Consider the following 23,322-nt stretch of genomic DNA (forward strand, 5'->3'; position numbering starts at 1 on the left):
TCTCTCTTTCTTAGTTTTGTAATAGTTTAAGAGTTGATAAAACTTGTAAGCAAACCCCTACTTTAATTGCTTCCTCATCAATATCAAACGTATTTTCGTGTAATGTTGCCTCAATTCCTTTTTTCTTATTTGAAGTTCCTAAACTGTAAAAACAAGATGGAACAGCCTGTGAAAAATATGCGAAATCTTCCACTCCAAGACTTGGATGGTCAAAGATAACAATATTCGTCTCACCTAATAAATCAGTGGCGACTTCTTTTACTTCATCAACTATGTAATTATCATTAATTAATGGCGCATACCCTTCTTCAATTTCAACGAAGGCGTTCCCCCCATAAGCTTTACCTGTACTTTCAACGACTTCCACAATTCGTTTTTTCATAAAAGTTCTTGTTTCAAGATCGAGTGTTCTTAGCGTCCCTCTAATGGTTACGTCATTACAAACAATATTTCCTGCACTACCACCTTCAATCATTCCAAGGCTAATGACCGCAGAATTAAATGGGGATAAGTTACGACTTACAATTGTCTGTAGTGCTAAAATAATATTAGAAGCTATTACAATGGCATCAATTCCATCTTGTGGATAAGCCCCATGAGCTTGTTTTCCTTGCACCTTAATCGTTAGCGTATCACTTGCCGCATGACATTTTCCATAATGGAATCCAATTTCACCAACTTGTAGTGTCGGGCGTACATGTAATCCAAGACAATGTTCAACATGTGGATTTTCTAAACATCCCGCTTCAATCATCGTCTTAGCCCCACCTACTGTTTCCTCAGCAGGTTGGAAAAAGAGTTTTACATTTCCCTTAAACTCATCTTTCAAACTTTGTAAAACAAATGCTGTTCCAAGTAAAATAGTCGTATGAACATCATGTCCACAAGCATGCATCTTCCCCGGATTTAACGATATGTAATCCGTTTTATTGACCTCTTGAATCGGAAGTGCATCAATATCCGCTCTTAACCCAATTGTTTTCCCGTCCGATGCACCTTCAATCAATCCTACAATTCCTGTTTCTCCAATTAACTGATCTATTTTAATTCCTGTTTCTTTCAAATAACTTTTAATTTTCGATGATGTTCGATATTCCTCTAATCCTAACTCAGGATGACGATGAAAATCTCGTCGAATTTCAACTAACGTCGGATAAATGGCGTCCACCATTTCTTTCACCTTTTGCTTCACATTTAAGCGCCTCCCCTAGTTTGAATACAGTACATCTCATTATATGTAAGTAGGGGCTTATCTTATGAATATAAAAAAAGCCCATCCTATAGGATGAGCTTTAGTTTAAATTAATTTTAATGCTTCTTCTTCACAGACTGGTTTTGAAAAATAATAACCTTGAATATAATCTATCTTCAAAGACTGTAACAATTTTAAATCTTCTTCATACTCTACTCCCTCTGCTACAACTGGTAAAGATAAAGTATGTGCTATATTAACGATCAATTTGACTAATCTAATAAATTCCTCACCTTGACTCATTCCTCTAACAAAGCTTTGATCAATTTTAACCTGAGATAATGGCAAATGAACTAAATAATTTAATGAAGAATATCCTGTCCCAAAATCATCGAGTGAAATCTTTACGCCTAACGCTTTTAACGCTTTAAGTTTCTTCGTATTTTCCTTCATATTTTCCATTAAAACTGTCTCAGTAATCTCAATTCCAATGAGACTTGGTGAAACACCAACTTTTTCAATCAATGATTTAAACTTATCCACAAAATTATGATTCATAATTTGCAAAGCAGAAATATTCATCGAAACAACCAATAGTTTAGTTGAATATTCATTTACCTTTTTTGCAAAGCGACATGAGTGTTCAATGATATAATCGCCAATTTCATCAATCATACGACACTCTTCAATCATTTTAATAATATCAATAATGGATACGTGCTGATATTTTGGATTATCCCATCTAAACAACGCCTCAAATCCTTGTAGTTGTTTATCACAAGTATATTGAGGTTGATAAAATAACGTAATTTCATTATTTTTAATAGCATCTCGTAAATCCATCTCGAGTTCGAGTGCAAATAACCGCTCCTTCTCTAAATCATCAGTGTAAATGACGAATTGATTTTTACCTTTTTCTTTTGCTCGGTAGAGTGCTAAATCACCTTGAAGTAATAAGTGATCCACATCAATATCACGCCCTTTGCTATTTACAATCCCCATACTAACTGAGATGATATTTGTCTTATCTCCTTTGCTAAACTCTGTTTTCATTTCTAATAAGATTTCATTAATCTTATTCATTAAATCAGTTTCAGAATTTAGATTTTTCCACACAACGACAAACTCATCGCCTCCAATACGAGCAACAAAAGCATCTTCACAAAGTGAAATTAGTTTTTTAGAAATCAGCAACAAGGCCTCATCTCCATAATGATGTCCAAAACTATCATTTAATTTTTTAAAGTTGTCTAAATCCATAAACATAACTGTTAAATTTAATTGAGCTTTTTCTGATTCAATATATTTGTATAAACTACGTCTATTATGCAGCCCAGTTAAAAAATCAGTATAAGCTAATCGTTTAATATGCTCTTGTGTTTTAATATCTTCCGTCACCTCACGCATCAGTGCGACAATCCCAATCATTTTATTTGCAATATCAAAAACAGGTGCCTTATAAATTTCAGCAATTCGTTCCTCACCCCGTAACTCAAACTGACGGATAAATTTTTGACTACATCCTTCTTTGATGACAGTCTGATCTTCATAAGCAATGACCGCATTAAATGACTTATCTAATTCTGAAATTTTATATCCCACGATTGATTCTCGTGATTTGTTGTAATATTCCATAAACTTAGAATTTACATCAATGATTGTTCCATCTAATTCTTTTAAACATATGGCAAATGGAATATTTTCTAAAATCATTTGAAGTTTGGCATCTTTGTTTCTAAGTTCTGTGACATCTCGTGCAATCCCTATTGTTCCAATGACTTCATCCAATTCATCAACGACCGGGGCTTTGTAAATATTAAATTCACGATATCCTTTTTTCCCGGGAATCACTTCCTCAAAAACAATTTGTCGTCTTTCATTCATGACAATCAAATCATACTCTCGACATGTCTCTCCAATTTTTCCATCCCATACAAAGGAATCATCCCGCCCAAAAATAACATCATCGTCTTTACCTGAATGTTCTCTAAACTCACGATTCACTTTAATATATTGACTATCTGTATTTTTGAACCATGCCATATAAGGAGTATTATTTAATAAAGCATCAAATTGTAATTGACTATTTTTAGATTCTCTAAGCACAGATATATATATCAAATAACTTTTAACTTTCAACTTAAGTTCTTCTATATGAAGAGGTTTCACAAGATAATCATGAACTCCCATCTCAATAAATGATGCTAAATTTTTCTTTTTCTCAACAACAATTAAAACAGGTTTGTTATCATATAATGAACAATTCTTTAACTCTTTTAAGTGTGATAGGGCATGTTTATCATCCTCAATAATGATGAAATCAAATTCTTTTATTATAATCTCACGATGTGTTTCAAATTTTAAAGCATATTGTTGAAGAAATTCGTATGAAACTTTTTTTAACATTTTTTCAATGTCATGATTAGCACTAATAATTAATACCTGGATGTCTCTTTGTTTCATGATATTTCCCTCAAATCTTAAACGAATTTTGTCAATTAATATTATTATAATCAAAAAGAGGTGTAACTTATATAAAAACTCGATAATTTTATCCACAAAAAAAGCTATTATCCATTATAGATAATAGCCTATCTCTATTTTAATTGTTCAATGATTTGAGTCATCATTTGATTAATAAGTGTCAGTAAATCGTTAATCTCATTAAAAGTAATATCCTTAATATGAATTCCACAAGTTACAACAACAGTTACACCTAGCTCTTTTACTAATCGTTTCGCACATTTTAATACCACATCATCTTCTTTGTGTCCCGGAACTGTTAGTAAAGAAACCGAGGTTGTCTTTTTAGAAATATCATGTGGCATATCAACAGGAATTCCTAACGCTACAGCTCCAATATGAGGAATATCTCCACCTTCGATTGTGATATTTAAATCGTTCCCCATTTTAATGATTCGGCATTTAATGTTGTGTTCTTTAAATTTTTCACTAATAACTAACATCTTAACTCACCTCAAATTAATTTCGTTTATAGCGACAGCAAATACTTTCTAAATAATCAATTAAGATGAACAATATTAGACCAACTAAACTTAACACGACAATTCCTGAATACATGTCTATATAGTTGATACGCGACCATGAATCTTGAATAAAGTAACCTAATCCTTGCTTTGTTCCGTAGGCTTCTGCAAAAAATAATACAGAAAAAGCCGTCCCAATTGATAGACGAATATTCGTTAACACCTCTGATAAAATAGCCGGGAATGTAACATGTAAAAATAGCTGCCAACGATTCGCTCCAAGACTGATGAGTGGATTATAAAGTTCACCCTCTACATTTAAAACAGCGTCGCGTACCGATACGATGACCTGAAATACGGTAATTAACACGATAATCACGATTTTAGAGTTATCCCCAAGTCCATATAATGTCATTACCACAGGCAATAAAGCCGTTTTGGGGACAGGATAAACAAAATAGACGAGTGGGTTTAATAATTTATTACATCGCTTAGAATATCCCATCAAAAGTCCAACAAGTGAGCCAATAGTAAAAGAGATTAAGAGTCCGACAAAAATGCGATACAGACTCGCAAGGATATGAACATAAAATCCATTTTCAAAAAGGGTTGGTAAATTCAAATAAACTTTACCTGGCATCGGTAAGCTTCGAGTATCCATCAAGAACGATCCTATGATCCAAATAATATTTAACAAGATGAACCCTTTGATAAAGCTCCATAATTTTTCTAATGAAGTCAATTCGCCCACCCCTTTTTAATTAATTTTTTCATATGATCGTATAATGTTAAATATTCAGGGTGTTGTCTGAAATGATTGTTGTTGAAAAGTGGATTTTCAATTATTTCTGTAATTTGTCCTGGAGTATTCGACATGATGATAATTTTTTTTCCCATATATAATGCTTCATCGATACTATGTGTGACGAAGAAGGTGTTAATCTGATTTTCTTGCCAAATTTTTAAGAATAGTTCCTGTGCATCTTCTTTGATAATGGCATCTAGTGCTGAAAAAGCTTCATCCATTAAGAGTAAGTCAGGCTGCATTAGGAAACTGCGTACCATTGAGACACGTTGCTTTTGTCCCCCCGAGAGTTCACTTGGATATCTTTTGTTAAGAGCATCAATATTTAATGTCTTCATCATCTCATTCATTTTATTCAATGTTTCATTTGTTACTTTTTCGCGTTTAATTTTAAAAGATAATAAACAATTTTCTTCGACTGTTTTCCACGGTAAAAGCCCAAAATTTTGAGGAATAAATCCTATCTTATGAAGATGAGGGTTAAGCTCCTCCCCGTTTAGAAGAACTTGACCCTCATACTCTTTGATTATTCCAGATAAGACATTTAGAAGTGTTGACTTCCCACACCCAGATGGTCCAATAATGGCACAGATATCATGACTATCTGCTGTGAAATTAATATTTTCTAATGCCTTAACCTCTTTATTTTTGCTTTTATAGGAAACAGATAAGTGATTTACCTGTATCATAAAAGCCTCCTTATTGCATCGCGATGTTGTTGATTACATCAGCTGCTTTAATGTCTTTAGTTAATAAACCCTTATCTTTTGACCAGTCTAATACTTTTTGGACATTTTCTTCAGCTGGTAAGTAGTTGTGTAAGTACTCAGGTAAAATGATATTTCCACGCATTTCATCTGAATAATTTGCTGCATTGATGATTACATCTTCAAATTCAGCGATATCTGTGTTGTTAATATAATCGATTGCTTTATTATACGCCTTGTAGAATCCTTGAACAGCTTCTTTATTTTCATCAATTACTTCTTGTAAGAAAGCTGTCACTGAAATCATGATATCTTCATTGTAGATTTTATCTACTTCTTTTGCTCCATTTGCAATAGCCGTATCATTAAATGGTGTTGGTAAAATAGCTGCATCCACTTGGTTGTTTTGTAATGCTTCTAAACGAGCTGGCATAGCAGGAATTGCAATTTTTTCAATATCAGCTACTGTCATTCCGTTACTAATCGCTAAATAATCTGATAAATAATCAATCATTGTATTTTCTGAAATCGCCATCGATTTTCCTTTTAAATCAGCTAGCGTAGAAATTCCTGATTCAGGTGTTGCTACTAATGTCCAAGAACCATTTGTCGTCCCTGTGATTTGCATGTTAATATCAGAATTTTGATAAATTGAAATCGCAACTTCATCGCATAAAACTCCGTCTAATTCCCCTGCTTGTAAAGCCGCATCGCGATCTTTTGCTGCTGCGAATACTTGTAAATCAAGATCAATCCCCTCTTCAGTGAAATAACCTTGATCTTGTGCGATGATTAATGGAACAACATCAATCGAACTCATGACTCCAAAGCTTAATTTAGTTAATTCTGTTGTCTCAGTCGTTTCTGATCCTTCAGGAGTTGGTGTTACTTGCTCCTCTTTTTGATCACCACATGCAGCTAACATTGTTGTGGCCATCAAAGCTACTGCCATTAGTGAAAATTTCTTAATCTTCATAGTTTGTATCCTCCCATTTTTTAAATAAATTATGATTTATATTAAGATAGCTTAATACCTTTCCTACAACGAAATTAACTAAGTCTTCTAAAGTTTGTGGATGGTGGTAAAATCCAGGCATCGCCGGAATAATAGTAGCACCTACTTTTGAAAGATGACACATATTTTCAAGATGAATCGTATTGAACGGAGTCTCTCTCGGTACAATAATTAATTTACGTCCTTCTTTTAGTGCAACATCTGCTGCACGACATAGTAAATTTCTAGATAATCCATGGCTAATTTCTGCTAAAGTCCCCATTGAACAAGGCATCACAATAACAGCATCAAATCCATGTGAACCACTTGCCACTCCAGCAAATAAATTCTGATTATCTTCTAACTTAACAGTTGGTTGATTTAGTTCTCGGATCCATTGCTTTAAATCTAAAGAGAGCTCATATTTAAAGACTTGCTTTCCTTTATCCGTCGCAATAACATGAACCAAGTAACCCTTTGATGCAAGTTCTTCAATCAATCGTTTGGCATAAATACTACCACTTGCTCCTGTGATTCCAACAACAATTTTTTTCATGATTAATCTCCTAAATTAAACAATCAAGTAATCCTGTCACTAAAAAGACAATACTGATAACTTGATTAATACTATAAGAAGCGATTTTAACATTTGTTAAATTATCTGGCTTCACTAACCTGTGTTGAATTACAAATAATACCATATTTATTAATAAACCGCCATAATAAATTATACCCAATTGCGGAGCTAATAAGCCAACCATAAGTAAGAAAATGACAGCTAAAACATGAAATACCGATGAAATATGTAAGGCATTTTTCACTCCAAAGCGAGCCGGAATGGAATGAATTCCATTTTTCGTATCAAAATCATAATCTTGAGCACCGTAAATGATATCAAACCCTGCTACCCATAATGTATTAGCAGCTCCCATCGCAAGTGGAATTAATGAAATTTTTCCTGTTACGGCAAGCCATGCTCCAACTGGTGCTGCTGCCGAAGTAATTCCAAGGACTAAGTGACACATCCAAGTAAAACGTTTCGTGTATGAATAAATCGTCATTAAGAATAACGCGATTGGGGATAAGATAAAACAAATGGTATTTAACTGCCATGCTGCAAAGACCATAATAGCAAAACAGATCACAACAAAAATTAAAATTTCTTTTTTATTCATTAATCCCTGTGGTAATTGACGTGTTGCTGTTCGTGGATTTTTGGCATCAATTTCAGCATCAATGACACGATTTAAGGCATTCGCTCCTGTTCGGGCTGACATAAATGCAACTAAAATCCAAAAGATAACTCTAAAATTTAACTTTCCATTTCCTGCAAGTAACATTGAAATTAAAGCAAATGACAATGAGAAAATGGTATGTGAGAACATGACTAGTACTCCGTAGTCATTAATTTTTTTTCCTATTTTCTTAATCAATTCCATACTCACTCCATCTACGTGTGACTTTTTCTTTTACATCATCTGACATGACAATATCATCTGGCCAAACGCGTTGATGACCATCCATTGCTAACTTTTTCGTTGCATCGATTCCTAAACGATGCCCAAACTGTTCAGATGGAACCTCACGAATGACTAAATCACGCATAGCATCAATATTATTAAAGACTTTCCATGCAACTTTTGATGTATCTGTTGAATCAACATCCTCGTCAACAACAATTAAGAATTTATTATATTTCATAGCATCTTGTGACCATAATTCTTCCATTAACTGACGCACATCATCCTTGCTTTCTTTTTTGATTGAAACAACTAGGCATCCTTGTAAAACGTCTGACATTGGATAATCAAAATTTAATATTTTTTCATGAGTTGATAAGTATGCCGTCATATCGTCTTGGATTTTAATGTCCCATTTCGATTCAGTTCCTTCAACGTCAAATTTACGAGTCGCATCGACTCCTAATCTATAACCATAATGATCAGTTGATGAGGCATGATCTAGGGCATCAAGCGGACCTTGCGAGAAGACTAAATCTTTTGTCATGTCCAAACTTTCAAAGACTTGTTTAGCAACAGCTTTAGTATCATGTGGATTAATGTCAGCATCAACGACGATAATCATTTTAGCGTACATCATTTGCCCCATTCCCCATAAAGAGTTCATCACTTTTTTACCATGACCTGGGAATCGTTTTTTGATTGAAACGATGACACAGTTATGGAATACCCCTTCAAATGGTAATGAGTAATCCACAATTTCTGGATAAATCATTTTTAATAACGGTAAAAATGCACGTTCTGTTGCTTTACTCATATAGCAATCTTCCATTGGTGGACGTCCAACAATCGTCGCTGGATAAACTGGATTTTTCTTATGAGTTATGCATGTCACGTGGAAGGCTGGATACATATCTGCTAATGAATAGTACCCCGTATGATCCCCAAATGGACCTTCTAAACGTAACGCTTCATTTACATCCACATATCCCTCTAATATAAATTCGGCATCTGCTGGTACGTAAATATCGTTTGTAATCGATTTAACCATCTTAACTGGACGCTTACGTAAATATCCTGCAAACATCATTTCATCAATCATTTTTGGTAATGGTGAAATGGCTGAGAAAATTAAGGCTGGATCACATCCAATCGCGACTGAAACTGGCATCTTACCACCTAATTTACGATACTTATCATAAATTTCTCGACCATCTTTATGCCAATGCCAGTGCATTCCTGTCGTGTTCTTATCAAAGATCTGCATGCGGTACATCCCCGTGTTTTGAACACCTGTATCTGGGTCTTTTGTCATAACTAAAGGTAACGTAAAGAATTTTCCTCCATCATCTGGCCAACACTTTAAAACTGGAAGTGTGGATAAGTCAGGATCATGCTCAATTACTTCCTGACACGCTCCTTTAATAGGTAATTTCCAAGGTAAAACAGCTAACAAACGCATTAAGTTTGGCACTGATTTAATCAGACTTGGAATTTTCATATAATTTTGCATATTAATTAAATCTGCAATATCTCGCTCAACATCTTCTAATTTTTCAACGCCAAGTGCCCAGCTCATTCGCTCTTCACTTCCCATTGAATTAATTAAGACAGGATAATCAGATCCTTTAACATTTTCAAATAATAAAGCCTTACCGTAATTTTTAGACACTCGATCCGTAATTTCTGTAATTTCTAAATCGGCATCGACTTCGGCTTTAACGCGGACTAATTCCCCTCTATCTTCTAAAAATCGCATAAAATGCTGAATATCTTTAAAAGCCATCCGTATATCCCTCCTCAAATATGTGATATCTTCTTCTAGCTTTGAGCTTATCGATACTTTTTCACTATATTATCGTCAAAATTCTTCAAAAATTTTGAACCATTCTCTATTATAAATTGTTTCATATGAGGATGGCTATATAAAAATGATATCTTGTTAAGATTTTAACAAAAAAACATAAAATATTTCTTATATTTATATTTAAAAGGGACATCTCAAATGAAATGTCCCTCTCTTATTATTTTGTATATACCAGGATAGCATCGCATAAAAATTGTGCAGCTCCTGGTTTTATTTTTTCATCATAGTAAGCTGTAAATCGTGGGTCCGCTACATACATTTGGGCCAAGCCTGCGTGGGCTTCTTTACTATATGATGGCCATGTATACCCTAACCATTCATGATGTTTTTTAGCTAAAACTTGAGCGAGTTCACTTTCTGGATTATTAGTCTCCATCGCCTCTTCAAGTAATGCTAAAATTTCATATGATAATTGGTTCATTGCTTCATATTGTTCTTTTGATAAGTTTTTGAATTGTTTATTAGAATGATTAATGACATCTTCTCCGTATTTTTCACGAAGTTCCTGTCCATATCTTTGTTCGTTTTCTTCAATTAATTGTTTTTTTAATCCTTCAAATTTTTGTTTATCTGTCATTTTTATCTCTCCTTTACGAGATTGAATCGTTAATTGTACGGTTTCAATCATAGTATCAATCTGTTTTCTTTTTTCAAGGAGTTTTTGATAATGGTCTTGTAAAGCTTGCATATCATCAAACTGTGGATTGTTGATTATCTGTTTAATCTCATCAAGTCCAACGCCTAATTCTTTATAAAATAAAATCTGTTGAAGTTGATCAACTTCTTTTTGTGAGTAGATACGATATCCTGACGAACTCATTCGAGCCGGCTTTAACAAATCAATTTCATCATAATAACGTAACGTTCTCGTACTAATCCCTGCAAGATGTGCTAACTTTAAAATAGTATATTCCATCTTCAAATTCCTCCTTTCATCTTTATCATACAGGTTAACGTTGCGTAAAGGTCAACTACTTTTTTGACTATTGTAAATAAAATCTTGTAAATTGTTTAGGGCTAGTTTTTCTCATCTGAACTATATTTCTCACTATAATCTATTTTAATGAATTAAAGTTTTAATTTCGTGAATCATCTTTTGTTTTATCTATCATTACTTTTGAAAATTTCACAAACTATTTCCTTTATTAAAAAGAGGTGTCCACTCTGACATGGAAACCTCACTTCAAACATAGAAATACTGAAAAAATAAGTTTACGATAGACATAGACTATCCAATGATCAAACTTTTATACAGAAGATTTTTAAAATTTCATAGAGCCTCGACGATAGGAATTTAAAAGTAATTTCAAATCATCAATCTGATCCATTAATTCAAGGCCAACATCAGTGTCCCTTACCCGCTTTCTTACTAATATTTTTTCGACAACGACTCTTGTGGATAAAATATCTAATTCAAGAGCGATGGCTTTTTCCGTTGATTCGAAAGGTTCGTGAGCGACAATTTGTAGCCCGTATGAATTATAAATCAGCGTATAGCCTGCAATCCCCGTTTTCCGTTGATACGTCCTCGAAAATCCACCATCAATGACAAGCAATTTTCCATTTGCTTTAATCGGACTTTCACCATCCTTTTTTTTAACGGGAACATGTCCATTAACAATACGAGACTCGCATTGATCAAGTCCAAATTCTTCAAAAATCAAGTTACACATTTCTTCATCATCACGAAACTTATAATAGGCATTCTTTTTCTCAACCATGAGCTTTTTATCTTCTAAAAAATAGCGTTCAAACATTGTCATTGATTCTTTTCCAAATAAAGAGGATTTTGCCCCACACCATAAATACCACATGATATCCATCCCATACTGCTTATCTTCAAGATTATTTTGATTAAAATAACCCTCTCTTGCCATAACTTCAAATTGATCTAGTAGTTTTTTTCCTTTATACCGTTTATTTTGAATCGTCATTTCTTGAAATGTTTTATCCTCATTCATGGGAATGCATCCATGAAATAAGAGATTCGAATTATATTTTAAATACATGCTGCCACACTTAAACAAAAAACGCACATGTTTTTGTAATTTGTCACTGTTAATAAAAGAAATCGTTAGGCGTTCAATAACATTTCTCTCTTCATCTGTTAGCTCATATGGCTGATGAGGATTAATCGTTGGAAAATGGGTATCAGTCAGTGGATAAGTTTGTCCGTTTAAATCAATTGTTCCTGCTTCATAATTGATTTTATGTAATAAAAGTCGATGTGTCATTTCAAATTCTGGATGTTTCGTGATGATATCATACTCTAATTTTAATTGAATAATTGTAATTGCTTTATGCATTTTGGAAATTAGTTCAAATTCTCCCATCGCATAATCTTCCTTACGATTATCTAAAATTTGAAAGGCATGACATGGATCATCTTGATAGGCATGCATAGCAAAAGTTGCAAGTGGCAATAAGTTGATACCGTAGGCATCTTCTATAACATCTAAATTATTATAACGTGCTGAAACTCTTAAAACGTTGGCGATACAAGCCTGATGACCAGATGCAGCGCCCATCCACACAATATCGTGATTTCCCCATTGGATATCGACGCTATGATAGTTCAAAAGAGTATCCATAATAATATCGGGCCTTGGTCCACGATCGTAAATATCTCCGATAATGTGTAGGCGATCAATAACAAGACGTTGAATAAGATTAGATAAGGCAATAATAAACTCCCGTGCCTTTCCGACTTCAATAATCGTATTAATGATTCCATCATAGTAATCATGCTTATCAATGCCATTTTCTTGCTCATGTAACAATTCTTCAATGATATATCGAAAATCCTCTGGTAAAGCTTTTCTAACTTTAGACCGCGTGTACTTACTTGAAGCATTTCGACAAAGTTCAATGAGTCGATATAAATTAACTCGGTACCAGTCATCCATCTTGTCAAATTGCTTTTCAACCATCTCAATTTTTTGTTCTGGATAATAGACCAACGTAGCTAGTGACTTTTTCTCGCTATCTAGCAAGGTATTTCGAAAAACTTCTTCAATCTTAACCTTTACAACTCCTGAACCATTTTTTAAAACATGTATAAAAGGTTCATACTCCCCATGAATATCTGTCAAAAAATGTTCTGTTCCTTTCGGTAAGTTCAATATTGCTTCTAAATTAATAATTTCTGTAGCAGCACTATCAATACTTGGAAAACTTTTACCAAGTAATTTCAAATGTTTTTCTCGTGTACTTTTCTGATCATCCCTCATTGTTTTCCCCTACTTTTCAGACTTATCCCCAATTATGCTGATTTTACATTATTCTCAATTTTTTTAAGTGTTAATTCAAGTATCATTTCATTTATATTATAAAAGTTTCCTAATTCATCACGATAAAACCAAGGTGCTTTTAAAGTTTCAATATGGGAAATTGAATCATAGACGGTAATCCAATGCATATATTCATCTTTGCATTGTTCTTCAATTAATTGTTGTAATTTTTGTTGTGACCAATAATGATTGACTACAATATTGTTTGCCCCCGTTTTATCCGCATAGTCCATTAATTCCTGAATAGCTAAATCTAATTTATTTTGTTTGATTAGATTTTTGATTACAATCACTTCACATTTCATATTTTATTCATCCCCTTCATTTTATAAGATTAATAATTAAATTAACCTTTTTCCTTCCCCCTAATCCGTTTTTTCACAAATTGTCTTTCTTATCAAAAAGAGACTTCCGATTCATTCGGAAGCCTCTTTTCAATTAGGGTAAAAAACATTTTAACAAGAATAAACGGATTGTTATCGCTTGGCAATTTAACGTTATAATCTTTTCTTGTACAATTTGGATTCTATCACAGTTCCTTACCAAAAGAAAGCGTTATTACTATTTTCACAAATTAAAATAATTTGCTAAATTTTACCTTGCAACTTTACTTCTATTGATTCTAAAAAAAATGACGACTTGTTCATGCTGTATTGTTTTTTATGCTTTCACACATCAATGATAAAGCAGTCTCATTATCAGATACATTTTTAATTTTATGATTTTATTTAATAGTACGGTAACAAAAATCCAGATTATATCCTATCAAAAGAACGAAATGAAAAAATATTCGAAAAATAAGATAAAAATGAGTAAAAGAGAAGATATTCATTTTTATAAGTATAAAAAAAACACCACACAAATGGTGGTGTTTTAGTATCAAAACTATTTAGAATTGATTCCGTATTTTTTGTTGAAGCGTTCGATACGTCCGTCAGCTTGAGCGAATTTTTGACGTCCTGTATAGAATGGGTGACAGTTTGAGCAAGTGTCAACACGGATTTCTTTCTTAACAGATCCGCTTTCGAATTCGTTTCCACATGTAGTACATACTACGTTAATACGGTTGTATTCTGGATGGATTCCTTGTTTCATTTCTTTCACTCCTTCGGCCCTGATTAATTTTTAAATCAGAGAAAGTCTATATAACAATAGAATTATACTAGATTTATAGTTATGGTGCAATATAAATTTTACGAATCCGGCAATAAAAATATTCCCAATTTTCTAATTTTTTCACCTATATCCTATAAAGCTTTTCAATTATGTTCTATTGATTTTTTTATTACTCATTTACATCTTCACGCCATACTTTGGCACCGATGTTATTTAATTTTTGTTCAATGTTCGAGTATCCTCGATCAATATGATATGTGTTTGAGATTTCAGTTACACCTTGTGCAACTAATCCAGCGATAACAAGTGATGCTCCTGCTCTTAAGTCCGTTGCTTTAACGCGTGCTGCATATAATTTGCTAGGACCTTGAACGATAGCTGAATTGCCTTGTACCTTGATATTAGCTCCCATTTTATTTAACTCAAAGCAGTTTTTAAAACGGTCAGAGTAGATTGTATCTGTCACCATTCCAACTCCTGTTGATTGAGTTAATAAAGTCACTAATGGTTGTTGTAAATCTGTTGCTAGTCCTGGATATGTGCTGGTTTTAAAATCTACAGCTTTCATTGATTTTAATCCACGTACAATCACATGATCGGTGAAAACATCGATATCAACACCCATTTCACGTAATTTAGCAATTAATGCTTCTAAGTGATGAGGAATGATATTATCAATTTTCACTTCTTCTCCCGCTACAGCTGCTAATGTAATATAAGTTCCCGCTTCAATACGGTCTGGAATAATTGCATGACGAGTTCCATGAAGTTTTTCAACCCCTTGAATACGGATTTCTCCTGTTCCTGCTCCTTTGATTTTTGCTCCCATACTATTTAATAAGTTTGCAATATCAACAATTTCAGGTTCTTTTGCTGCATTTTCAATCACGGTTGTTCCCTCAGCTTTTACAGCTGCTAACATAATGTTAATTGTCGCCCCTACTGATGGGAAATCTAGATAGATTTTTGCCCCACGTAAAACATCCGCTTTTAATTTGATAGCCCCTGCTTCTTGAGTAATGGTTGCCCCTAACGCTTCAAATCCTTTTAAATGTAAATCAATCGGACGAGGTCCAAGATAACAACCTCCTGGCATTCCAATTACCGCTTCTTTAAATTTTCCAAGCAAAGCTCCCATGAAATAATATGAAGCTCGTAATTTATTGACTGCACCCTCAATTAACGGTGTATTTATTAAGTTTGTAGGATCTATAATTAATTCATCATTTTCTAACTTATATGTACCATTTAATTGTTCAATCATCATTCCTAGATGATCGACGTCAACAATTTGTGGAACGCCTTCTAATATAACTGAAGAATCCGCTAAAATGGCCGCAGGAATTAAAGCAACTGTACTATTTTTAGCACTGTCAATTCGGACTGTTCCTCTTAAAGGACGTCCTCCTTCTATTTTAATCACTTCCATTGACGCTCTTCCTTTCTGTTCTACACGAATACCTATTGTATTATATCAAACTTTGGCCTAAGTTGTTAAAGATATTTTACCTTTTATAGTGCTTCTCTATTATTTTTTTCAAAATTTAATGATAATTGTAATCAATTACAAAATTAGACATTTTTCCACCCTAAAATAAAAGAAATTTTGTACCAAAAATATAATTTTGTGGTTATTTTGGAATATTATTTCTTATTAAATCTCTACTATCAATGAAAGACACTCTAACAAAATTTATAAGCTCGTCGTTTCCCTTTTATTATATTCTATATTACTGTAAAATATTAGGTAATAAGGAGGGATTTTATAGATGAAAAAACTTGAAGTCTCAAGTATTATTCCAAAAATTGAACAAATGTGTATTGAAGCTAATTATTATGCCAGTCACTCATTATTTAACACATTAAGAATGGCAAAAGATGTCGAAACCTCTACTCTAGGAAAAACCATCCTTTCTCAAATTATAGAAAATGATGAAATTGCATCAAAAGATCACGTTCCAATGTGCCAGGATACAGGAATTGTCGTTGTATTTGTAGAAATTGGCCACGAGCTTCAACTCATTGGAAATCTTGAAGCTGCGATACATGAAGGAATTCGTCGTGGATACGAAAAAGGATATTTAAGAAAATCGGTCGTCGCTCACCCGCTTCACCGTATTAATACAAAGGATAATACTCCCGCTATTATCCACTATAATTTTACAGAAGGGGATCAATTAAAAATTACCATTGCTCCTAAAGGTGCCGGAAGTGAAAACGTCAGCGCAATTTCAATGTTAAAACCATCAGATGGATATGAAGGAGTTAAACGGTTCGTTATTGATACTGTCTTAAAAGCAGGTGGAAATCCATGTCCTCCGATTATTGTTGGGATTGGAATCGGTGGTAACTTTGAAAAATGTGCCCTTCTTTCAAAACAAGCTTTAATGCGTGAAATAAAAGACCAGTCGCAAGATGAGATTGCCGCTAAATTAGAAACTGAACTATTAAAAGAAATTAACGAATTAAATATTGGTCCAATGGGATTTGGAGGGGTTACAACAGCGTTAGCCGTTAAAGTTAACACCTATCCATGTCACATCGCATCGCTTCCCGTGGCCGTAAACATCCAATGTCACGCTTCTAGACATTTAACAGAAATTTTTTAGGGGGCCGTCATGATAAATTTACAAACACCTTTAACAAAGGATATCGTTAAAACATTAAAAGCTGGAGATATGGTTAAAATAACAGGTGTTATTTATACGGCACGTGATGCCGCTCATAAACGTTTAATTGAATTAATCGAACATAATGAACCTCTTCCTTTTGATTTAAAAGATAATATCATCTATTATGTTGGTCCAACACCTGAAAAACCTGGAGCCGTTATTGGTTCTGCAGGTCCAACAACCAGTTATCGAATGGATGCCTACTCTCCAACTTTACTAGAACTTGGGTTAAGTGGAATGATTGGAAAAGGGCCAAGAAATGAACTAGTTATTGAATCAATGAAACAAAATACTGGTATTTATTTTGCTGCAGTAGGTGGAGCCGCTGCATTACTTGCAAAACAAATTAAAGAATGCGAAGTCATTGCATTTGATGATTTAGGTACAGAGGCCATTAGACGCCTATATGTAGAAGATTTCCCTGTTATCGTAGCAACGGATTGTTACGGTAATAGTCTATATTCAACTCAAAACTAAAAAACATTACTATTTGGAGGAAACATCATGAATGTATTTGAAAAATCGTTAGCACTACACGAATCAGCTCGTGGAAAAATAGAAATTAATTCAAAAGTTAAGGTAGAAACAAAAGAAGATTTAAGTTTAGCATACTCGCCAGGTGTGGCCGAACCTTGTCGTGAAATCGCTAAAAATGAAGATGAAATTTATAAATACACAAGTAAAGGGAATATGGTTGCCGTTATTACCGATGGTTCAGCCGTTTTAGGGCTTGGAAATATCGGTCCTAAAGCAGCTCTACCTGTTATGGAGGGAAAATCAATTTTATTAAAACAATTTGCAAATGTTGATTCTTTCCCATTATGCCTCGATACTCAAGATGTAGAACTTATCATTCAAACTTGTAAACTACTTGCCCCATCTTTAGGTGGAATCAACCTTGAAGATATTTCAGCACCTCGTTGCGTTGAAATCGAACGCCGTTTAATCGAAGAAATGGATATTCCAGTTTTTCATGATGACCAACACGGAACAGCCATTGTTGTGAGTGCCGCATTGATTAATGCGTGCAAATTAACAAATAAAGAACTATCATCTTTAAAAGTTATCGTCAGTGGAACAGGAGCAGCGGGAAGCTCTATTATTAAAATGTTACATGCTTTAGGCGTTAAAAATATTATTGGATATAATATCGATGGAATTGTCCACAAAAGTAAAGCAGACCGTTATGACTTCTTAACAAAGGAATTACTTGAAATTACAAATCCTGAAGATTTCATCGGGGATGATACATTAGCAAGTGCCTTAGTTGGAGCCGATGTATTTATCGGTGTCTCTGTTGCTAACATTGTAACAAAAGAAATGATTGCTAAAATGAACAAAGATCCTTTTATCTTTGCAATGGCCAATCCAAATCCTGAAATCATGCCAGATTTAGCAAAAGAAGGTGGCGCACTAGTCGTTGGTACCGGACGCTCAGACTTCCCGAACCAAATTAATAACGTCTTAGCCTTCCCAGGCATTTTCCGTGGAGCACTTGACGCTCGTGCTAAAAAAATCAATGAAGAAATGAAAATGGCAGCTGCAATCGCCATCGCCTCTTGTGTAAGTGACGATGAATTAGCACCTGATTTCATTATTCCGTCGCCATTCAATCCTGATGTTGCTAAAAAAGTCGCAGAGGCTGTTAAAGAAACAGCTAAAAAAACAAATGTAGCTCGTATTTAAATTTATAAATCTGTCTACTATGAATTAAAACTGATTCTTAAAATGTAGGTTCGCTAGCATTTTACGTAAAAAATAATCCTGAACTACTAGGCAAAAAAATAGATATAATTTTCTGAAAAAATCACTCATCACGTATTATTATATATATTAGTTTTAGAAATCTATAAATGACTCAATATTGCGTATCAAAAAAACAGAACCCCCTCATGCATGTTTAGCATGAGGGGGTTCATATTCTATAGTATAAACTAGTGGGAGGTGATGATTTGAACCGCTTTGAATTTTATTCTTATTATAAGGAAGAACATTTACAACATTATTATGATTATGCCCTTAAAAATCCACAGCTTCAAACATCTGATGTGATCTGGCAAGTCAACGCTGGACTTTATCGACCCTTTTATGAAGGGATTGAAGAAATTAAAGATACAAGTGTATTTCCGCTACTCGTTAATAAGTATAAAAAATTGCCATCTCACTTTATCCCTTCCACTCTCACTTATTTTCCTAACTCGACATATCAGGCCTGTCAAAATACAGTAGAAGCTTTTTTACAACTACAAGAAGATGCTCGTGTAGCAGGTTGTCATTTATCCGTTGTGTCCGCCTATCGAACATTTGATTATCAAGAAAATCTTTATCACGACTACTTAAAAAAAGATTCCATGCAAGCTGTGGATACTTATAGTGCAAGAGCAGGACACAGTGAACATCAAACAGGCTACGCTATTGATATTTGTGAAACAGACCATGAATCAGATAAATTTGAAGGGACAAAGGAATCAAACTGGATTAATAATCATGCACATGAGTATGGATTTATTATTCGTTACCAAAAAGGACTGAGTCATTTAACCGGATATAGGTATGAACCCTGGCATATCACCTTTGTAGGAAAAAGAGTGGCAAGACTGATGCATTATTATCAGATTGGTACGCTTGAAGAGTTTATGACAAAATTTATCGAACCATACAACCAATAAACAAGAAAAAACTCGTCTAATCGACGAGTTTTCTTTATTTTAGATGTAAATCTTTATATACTTCTCCATCAAATGTTTTGACTTTAAAATGATCCCCAACTAAAGTTGCGTAAGTGTTGGGATGATTTTCTTTTGGAAGGGTAGCTGAACCAGGATTTAAGATATAAATTCCTTCTAGTTGTTTTAAAACAGGAACGTGAATGTGTCCAAAAATGAAAACATCACCTTGTGCAAGTGAAATCGGAAGTTTATTCTCATCATAAATATGTCCATGGCTCGCCATTATCTTGCGATGTTTAAATGGTATGATATTATAGTCTGCCATGATTGGAAACTCTAAAACCATTTGATCGACTTCGCTATCGCAGTTTCCACGTACGGCAATAATTTTATCTTTAACGCTATTTAATAATTTAATGACAACCTGTGGATTATAATCTTGAGGCAACGGATTACGTGGCCCATGATATAAAATATCTCCAAGTAATACTAAGTAATCAGCTTCTTCTGATTCAAAGCGTTCAAGAATTTTTTTAGCCCAATACGCCGAACCGTGAATGTCGGATGCAAACATTAATTTCATCTCTTTCACTCCTTTTTCATATCTATCCTTATTATAAAACAGATTACTAAAAAAACACTATGATTTAATAAAGATTCGTGTTCGACCTGAATTCAGCGATGGATATTTTGACTGAATTTTAGGATGTTTAAATTCATGTAAAACTAACTCTTTTAAAGAAGTACCTTGATTAAATCCATGAATAACAATCACTTCCTCGATCCCTGGCTCTAATTTATTGAACGTCTGAAGTAAAAAACTTTTGGCCTGCATCACAGTCATCGAATGAATATCGACTGTCTTAACTCTCACCTGACTCCACCTCCACTTCAACCGATCATTCATATTTTTCACACTTATCCACAATATCTTTAAAAGCTTCATCATCAGTTCCATCAGTTGATGTAATGTTAAAATCTAACGCCCCTTCTTCTGAAACAACGTTCACTTTTAAAATTCCACTTTTTACTTCTATTCCTAACTTAACATATTTTCGACTAAATAACATGTTAGATATCTAATTTTTTTTGCGTTTATTTTTATACGCTACAATAACATCAGTTGTTTTAACTTTCTTTTCTAATACGTCATCAAATTGTTCTTTAATCATTTCCGTGTAAATGAGATCGAGCATAAACATTTGAGCTAGTTTTGAAGTAACTGAGCCTGTTTCAAATGTTGTTTCATTTGACTGATATGTTAAAAAAACATCGGCTAATTGAAGCAATGGACTGTTGTAATTTTCAGTTAAAGCGATAATTTTTGCTCCTTGCTGTTTTGCCAGATGAACGGTTTCAATCACTTCATCTGTATTTCCTGAATGAGAGATTGCTAAAATAATATCATCTTGATGCATAATAGAGGCTAACATTAACATCGTATGACTATCTATGATGGGAAAACTATTAGCTCCAATTCTCATTAATTTATAATTAAAATCTGTCGCAACAATCCCTGAGTATCCTATTCCAATGATATAAATTTTTCGTGCTTTTGTTAACATTTGCACACACTGTACAATCATATGTGGATTAATTTTTTCAAGTGTTTGATGTAATACCTCTGATGTGGCCTGAAACAATTTCATAGCTGTTTCTGTTACTTCTTCATTACAACTTATATTAGGATTCATAATCACTTTTTCTTCTTGAAGCGTTAATTCTTTCGTTAAATTAATTTTAAATTCTTGGAAACCACTATATCCTAATTTTTTTGTAAATCGAGTAACCGTCGCTTCTCCAATACCTGATTCTTTAGCTATTTCAGATATTGGCTTATAAACCACCGTATTCAGTGTGTTTTTTATGTATTCGATTAAAATTTTATCCGATTTTGTTACTTTGAACGTTGGATTACTAAGTTCCTCTAATATCCCCATTATTGATCACCCATTTGAAAAATTTCACTAAAATTATAACATCCCTTCTCACCTATTTATAGATGAAAAGGGATACTGAATCAGTTACTATTTGCAACTGATTCAGTATCCCTTTGATTATTCTTTTTTGTTTCCCCCCAAAAAAGAATGATTATATTTGATACTCCCTAAAATCGAAAAGATTTTATTATAATAAGCTCATGTAACGTTTTAATTCCCAATCATGAACAGCTAAACGATATTCATCGTATTCTTGATGTTTAGCTTCAACAAATTTTTCAAAAATGTGTGATCCTAATGCAGCTTTAATCACTTCATCTTGCTCTAATAAAGTTAAAGCATCGAATAAAGTTCCTGGTAAAGCTGTAATTCCATGAGCATCTAACTCTTCTTGGTTCATTTCAAAAATATTTTCTTCAACTGATGCAGGAGGAGTTAATTTGTTTTTAATTCCATCAAGTCCAGCTGATAAAATAGCTGCTAATGCTAAGTATGGATTTGCAGATGGATCTACTGAACGAACTTCCAAACGAGTTCCCATCCCACGAGATGCAGGAACACGTACTAGTGGTGAACGGTTAGATGGTGACCAAGCTACGTATACTGGTGCTTCATATCCAGGAGTTAAACGTTTATATGAGTTAACTGTTGGATTTGAAACAGCCGTAAAGTTACGAACATGTGTTAAGATACCAGCTAAGAAGTGATATGCTGTTTCACTTAATTGTAAGTCTCCACTTGGATCATAGAATGCATTTGTTCCATCTTCATTGAACAATGATACGTTACAGTGCATTCCTGAACCGTTGATTCCAGCGATTGGTTTTGGCATGAATGTTGCATATAATCCATGTTTACGAGCAATTGATTTAACTACTAATTTGAATGTTTGGATTTTGTCACATGCCGCTAATACGTCATCATATTTGAAGTCGATTTCGTGTTGTCCTGGAGCTACCTCATGGTGAGATGCTTCAATTTCGAATCCTAATTTTTCAAGTTCAATTACGATATCACGACGGCAGTTTTCAGCTAAGTCAAGTGGCGCAAAATCGAAATATCCTCCGTGATCATTTAATTCACGAGTTGGCATTCCATTTTCATCTAATTTGAATAAGAAGAACTCAGCTTCTGGTCCTAAGTTAAAACGAGTAAATCCTAAATCGTTCATTTCTTTAATGACACGACGTAAGTTTGAACGTGGATCTCCAGCAAATGGTTCTCCATCTACGTTGTGAACATCACAGATTAAACGAGCAATTTTAGCTTCACCTGGATTCCAAGGGAATACTAACCAAGTGCTATAATCTGGATATAAGTACATATCAGATTCTTGGATACGAGTGAATCCTTCAATTGATGATCCGTCAAACATCATTTGATTGTTTAATGCTTTTTCTAATTGAGATAATGGAATCTCAACATTTTTTAATACCCCAAATAAATCTGTAAACATTAAACGAATAAAGTTTACCCCTTCTTCATGTGCAAGACGTAAAATTTCTTCTTTAGTGAAAGTTGCCATAACACAATTCCTCCTCATAAATTCTTAATACTCTCTGTTTACTATCTAATGATTGATTAAATACTGAACATTTTCCATTCTCCGTTGAATGCCTAAAA

General features: G+C 33.8%; 23 protein-coding genes. 4 read left to right on the plus strand and 19 right to left on the minus strand.

Features of this window, described 5'->3' with window-relative positions:
* Nucleotides 1-10: 10 nt before the first annotated feature.
* The 14 genes from HLK68_RS03550 to HLK68_RS03615 form a co-directional block, all read right to left on the minus strand.
* The gene (locus HLK68_RS03550) at nucleotides 11-1,192 is read right to left on the minus strand and encodes a M20 metallopeptidase family protein (RefSeq protein ID WP_006785072.1); all 1,182 of its coding nucleotides are present in this window, start codon (nucleotides 1,190-1,192) and stop codon (nucleotides 11-13) included.
* Between the two features lie 105 nt (nucleotides 1,193-1,297).
* Nucleotides 1,298-3,655 (minus strand): EAL domain-containing protein, encoded by a 2,358-nt coding sequence (locus HLK68_RS03555; RefSeq protein ID WP_055165263.1) that lies wholly within the window; start codon nucleotides 3,653-3,655, stop codon nucleotides 1,298-1,300.
* Nucleotides 3,656-3,789: 134 nt separating this feature from the next.
* The gene (locus HLK68_RS03560; protein ID WP_009607445.1) at nucleotides 3,790-4,158 is read right to left on the minus strand and encodes a proteasome assembly chaperone 4 family protein; all 369 of its coding nucleotides are present in this window, start codon (nucleotides 4,156-4,158) and stop codon (nucleotides 3,790-3,792) included.
* Between the two features lie 16 nt (nucleotides 4,159-4,174).
* Nucleotides 4,175-4,840 (minus strand): ABC transporter permease, encoded by a 666-nt coding sequence (locus HLK68_RS03565; RefSeq protein WP_229040132.1) that lies wholly within the window; start codon nucleotides 4,838-4,840, stop codon nucleotides 4,175-4,177.
* 77 nt (nucleotides 4,841-4,917) lie between these two features.
* Complete coding sequence (locus HLK68_RS03570) at nucleotides 4,918-5,673, minus strand: ABC transporter ATP-binding protein (protein ID WP_006785067.1); 756 nt, start codon at nucleotides 5,671-5,673, stop codon at nucleotides 4,918-4,920.
* 10 nt (nucleotides 5,674-5,683) lie between these two features.
* Entirely contained in the window at nucleotides 5,684-6,667 is a 984-nt protein-coding gene (locus HLK68_RS03575; protein WP_006785066.1) for an ABC transporter substrate-binding protein, read from the minus strand.
* On the minus strand, nucleotides 6,657-7,241 hold the full coding sequence (locus HLK68_RS03580; RefSeq protein WP_006785065.1) for a UbiX family flavin prenyltransferase: 585 nt from the start codon (nucleotides 7,239-7,241) through the stop codon (nucleotides 6,657-6,659). The genes HLK68_RS03575 and HLK68_RS03580 overlap by 11 nt, the downstream gene beginning before the upstream one ends.
* A gap of 10 nt (nucleotides 7,242-7,251) precedes the next feature.
* Nucleotides 7,252-8,124 (minus strand): UbiA-like polyprenyltransferase, encoded by an 873-nt coding sequence (locus tag HLK68_RS03585; RefSeq protein WP_006785064.1) that lies wholly within the window; start codon nucleotides 8,122-8,124, stop codon nucleotides 7,252-7,254.
* The gene (locus HLK68_RS03590) at nucleotides 8,111-9,931 is read right to left on the minus strand and encodes a menaquinone biosynthesis decarboxylase (RefSeq protein ID WP_006785063.1); all 1,821 of its coding nucleotides are present in this window, start codon (nucleotides 9,929-9,931) and stop codon (nucleotides 8,111-8,113) included. Before HLK68_RS03590 ends, HLK68_RS03585 begins: the two co-directional genes overlap by 14 nt.
* 238 nt (nucleotides 9,932-10,169) lie before the next feature.
* Nucleotides 10,170-10,928: a MerR family transcriptional regulator gene (locus HLK68_RS03595; protein WP_006785062.1), complete on the minus strand. Its 759-nt coding sequence runs from the start codon at nucleotides 10,926-10,928 to the stop codon at nucleotides 10,170-10,172.
* Between the two features lie 346 nt (nucleotides 10,929-11,274).
* Nucleotides 11,275-13,242 (minus strand): fructose-bisphosphatase class III, encoded by a 1,968-nt coding sequence (locus HLK68_RS03600; protein ID WP_006785061.1) that lies wholly within the window; start codon nucleotides 13,240-13,242, stop codon nucleotides 11,275-11,277.
* A 32-nt stretch (nucleotides 13,243-13,274) separates the two neighbouring features.
* Nucleotides 13,275-13,607, minus strand: coding sequence for a hypothetical protein (locus HLK68_RS03605; protein ID WP_006785060.1), 333 nt, complete (start codon nucleotides 13,605-13,607; stop codon nucleotides 13,275-13,277).
* 580 nt (nucleotides 13,608-14,187) lie between these two features.
* The gene (rpmE, locus tag HLK68_RS03610) at nucleotides 14,188-14,397 is read right to left on the minus strand and encodes a 50S ribosomal protein L31 (protein WP_006785302.1); all 210 of its coding nucleotides are present in this window, start codon (nucleotides 14,395-14,397) and stop codon (nucleotides 14,188-14,190) included.
* Nucleotides 14,398-14,587: 190 nt separating this feature from the next.
* A complete protein-coding gene (locus HLK68_RS03615) occupies nucleotides 14,588-15,847 on the minus strand; it encodes a UDP-N-acetylglucosamine 1-carboxyvinyltransferase (protein WP_006785303.1) in 1,260 nt (419 codons plus the stop codon).
* A 340-nt stretch (nucleotides 15,848-16,187) separates the two neighbouring features.
* On the opposite strand from HLK68_RS03615, the gene HLK68_RS03620 reads away from it, so the two are divergent.
* The 4 genes from HLK68_RS03620 to HLK68_RS03635 all read left to right on the plus strand — a co-directional run bounded on the left by HLK68_RS03620 (nucleotide 16,188) and on the right by HLK68_RS03635 (nucleotide 19,759).
* Nucleotides 16,188-17,027, plus strand: a complete 840-nt coding sequence (locus tag HLK68_RS03620) for a fumarate hydratase (protein ID WP_006785304.1) — start codon at nucleotides 16,188-16,190, stop codon at nucleotides 17,025-17,027.
* A gap of 9 nt (nucleotides 17,028-17,036) precedes the next feature.
* Nucleotides 17,037-17,567, plus strand: a complete 531-nt coding sequence (locus HLK68_RS03625; protein WP_006785305.1) for a Fe-S-containing hydro-lyase — start codon at nucleotides 17,037-17,039, stop codon at nucleotides 17,565-17,567.
* A 27-nt stretch (nucleotides 17,568-17,594) separates the two neighbouring features.
* A complete protein-coding gene (locus HLK68_RS03630; protein WP_006785306.1) occupies nucleotides 17,595-18,776 on the plus strand; it encodes an NAD(P)-dependent malic enzyme in 1,182 nt (393 codons plus the stop codon).
* A gap of 266 nt (nucleotides 18,777-19,042) precedes the next feature.
* The gene (locus HLK68_RS03635) at nucleotides 19,043-19,759 is read left to right on the plus strand and encodes a M15 family metallopeptidase (RefSeq protein ID WP_006785307.1); all 717 of its coding nucleotides are present in this window, start codon (nucleotides 19,043-19,045) and stop codon (nucleotides 19,757-19,759) included.
* A gap of 34 nt (nucleotides 19,760-19,793) precedes the next feature.
* Here the strand turns inward: HLK68_RS03635 and yfcE are convergent, their stop codons facing one another.
* From yfcE to glnA, 5 genes are all read right to left on the minus strand, one after another.
* Nucleotides 19,794-20,342, minus strand: coding sequence for a phosphodiesterase (gene yfcE, locus HLK68_RS03640; RefSeq protein ID WP_006785308.1), 549 nt, complete (start codon nucleotides 20,340-20,342; stop codon nucleotides 19,794-19,796).
* A 57-nt stretch (nucleotides 20,343-20,399) separates the two neighbouring features.
* Nucleotides 20,400-20,633 (minus strand): hypothetical protein, encoded by a 234-nt coding sequence (locus HLK68_RS03645; RefSeq protein WP_006785309.1) that lies wholly within the window; start codon nucleotides 20,631-20,633, stop codon nucleotides 20,400-20,402.
* A gap of 25 nt (nucleotides 20,634-20,658) precedes the next feature.
* Complete coding sequence (locus HLK68_RS03650; RefSeq protein ID WP_009607435.1) at nucleotides 20,659-20,829, minus strand: hypothetical protein; 171 nt, start codon at nucleotides 20,827-20,829, stop codon at nucleotides 20,659-20,661.
* A 9-nt stretch (nucleotides 20,830-20,838) separates the two neighbouring features.
* Nucleotides 20,839-21,699 carry a MurR/RpiR family transcriptional regulator gene (locus HLK68_RS03655; RefSeq protein WP_006785310.1) on the minus strand — a complete coding sequence of 287 codons (861 nt, stop codon included), beginning with the start codon at nucleotides 21,697-21,699 and terminating at the stop codon, nucleotides 20,839-20,841.
* A 187-nt stretch (nucleotides 21,700-21,886) separates the two neighbouring features.
* A complete protein-coding gene (gene glnA, locus HLK68_RS03660; RefSeq protein ID WP_006785311.1) occupies nucleotides 21,887-23,224 on the minus strand; it encodes a type I glutamate--ammonia ligase in 1,338 nt (445 codons plus the stop codon).
* Nucleotides 23,225-23,322: the final 98 nt, after the last annotated feature.

Source organism: Turicibacter sanguinis, from assembly GCF_013046825.1.
In the GTDB taxonomy this organism is placed as follows: Bacteria; Bacillota_I; Bacilli_A; order MOL361; family Turicibacteraceae; genus Turicibacter; species Turicibacter sanguinis.

Excerpts from the sequence above, each read along its gene's own strand:
- HLK68_RS03555 (WP_055165263.1), bottom strand. The coding sequence starts at position 3,655 with ATGAAACAAAGAGACATCCAGGTATTAATTATTAGTGCTAATCATGAC.
- HLK68_RS03560 (WP_009607445.1), bottom strand. The coding sequence starts at position 4,158 with ATGTTAGTTATTAGTGAAAAATTTAAAGAACACAACATTAAATGCCGA.
- HLK68_RS03565 (WP_229040132.1), bottom strand. The coding sequence starts at position 4,840 with ATGGATACTCGAAGCTTACCGATGCCAGGTAAAGTTTATTTGAATTTA.
- HLK68_RS03570 (WP_006785067.1), bottom strand. The coding sequence starts at position 5,673 with ATGATACAGGTAAATCACTTATCTGTTTCCTATAAAAGCAAAAATAAA.
- HLK68_RS03575 (WP_006785066.1), bottom strand. The coding sequence starts at position 6,667 with ATGAAGATTAAGAAATTTTCACTAATGGCAGTAGCTTTGATGGCCACA.
- HLK68_RS03580 (WP_006785065.1), bottom strand. The coding sequence starts at position 7,241 with ATGAAAAAAATTGTTGTTGGAATCACAGGAGCAAGTGGTAGTATTTAT.
- HLK68_RS03585 (WP_006785064.1), bottom strand. The coding sequence starts at position 8,124 with ATGGAATTGATTAAGAAAATAGGAAAAAAAATTAATGACTACGGAGTA.
- HLK68_RS03590 (WP_006785063.1), bottom strand. The coding sequence starts at position 9,931 with ATGGCTTTTAAAGATATTCAGCATTTTATGCGATTTTTAGAAGATAGA.
- HLK68_RS03595 (WP_006785062.1), bottom strand. The coding sequence starts at position 10,928 with ATGGAATATACTATTTTAAAGTTAGCACATCTTGCAGGGATTAGTACG.
- HLK68_RS03600 (WP_006785061.1), bottom strand. The coding sequence starts at position 13,242 with ATGAGGGATGATCAGAAAAGTACACGAGAAAAACATTTGAAATTACTT.
- HLK68_RS03605 (WP_006785060.1), bottom strand. The coding sequence starts at position 13,607 with ATGAAATGTGAAGTGATTGTAATCAAAAATCTAATCAAACAAAATAAA.
- rpmE (WP_006785302.1), bottom strand. The coding sequence starts at position 14,397 with ATGAAACAAGGAATCCATCCAGAATACAACCGTATTAACGTAGTATGT.
- HLK68_RS03615 (WP_006785303.1), bottom strand. The coding sequence starts at position 15,847 with ATGGAAGTGATTAAAATAGAAGGAGGACGTCCTTTAAGAGGAACAGTC.
- HLK68_RS03620 (WP_006785304.1), top strand. The coding sequence starts at position 16,188 with ATGAAAAAACTTGAAGTCTCAAGTATTATTCCAAAAATTGAACAAATG.
- HLK68_RS03625 (WP_006785305.1), top strand. The coding sequence starts at position 17,037 with ATGATAAATTTACAAACACCTTTAACAAAGGATATCGTTAAAACATTA.
- HLK68_RS03630 (WP_006785306.1), top strand. The coding sequence starts at position 17,595 with ATGAATGTATTTGAAAAATCGTTAGCACTACACGAATCAGCTCGTGGA.
- yfcE (WP_006785308.1), bottom strand. The coding sequence starts at position 20,342 with ATGAAATTAATGTTTGCATCCGACATTCACGGTTCGGCGTATTGGGCT.
- HLK68_RS03650 (WP_009607435.1), bottom strand. The coding sequence starts at position 20,829 with ATGTTATTTAGTCGAAAATATGTTAAGTTAGGAATAGAAGTAAAAAGT.
- HLK68_RS03655 (WP_006785310.1), bottom strand. The coding sequence starts at position 21,699 with ATGGGGATATTAGAGGAACTTAGTAATCCAACGTTCAAAGTAACAAAA.
- glnA (WP_006785311.1), bottom strand. The coding sequence starts at position 23,224 with ATGGCAACTTTCACTAAAGAAGAAATTTTACGTCTTGCACATGAAGAA.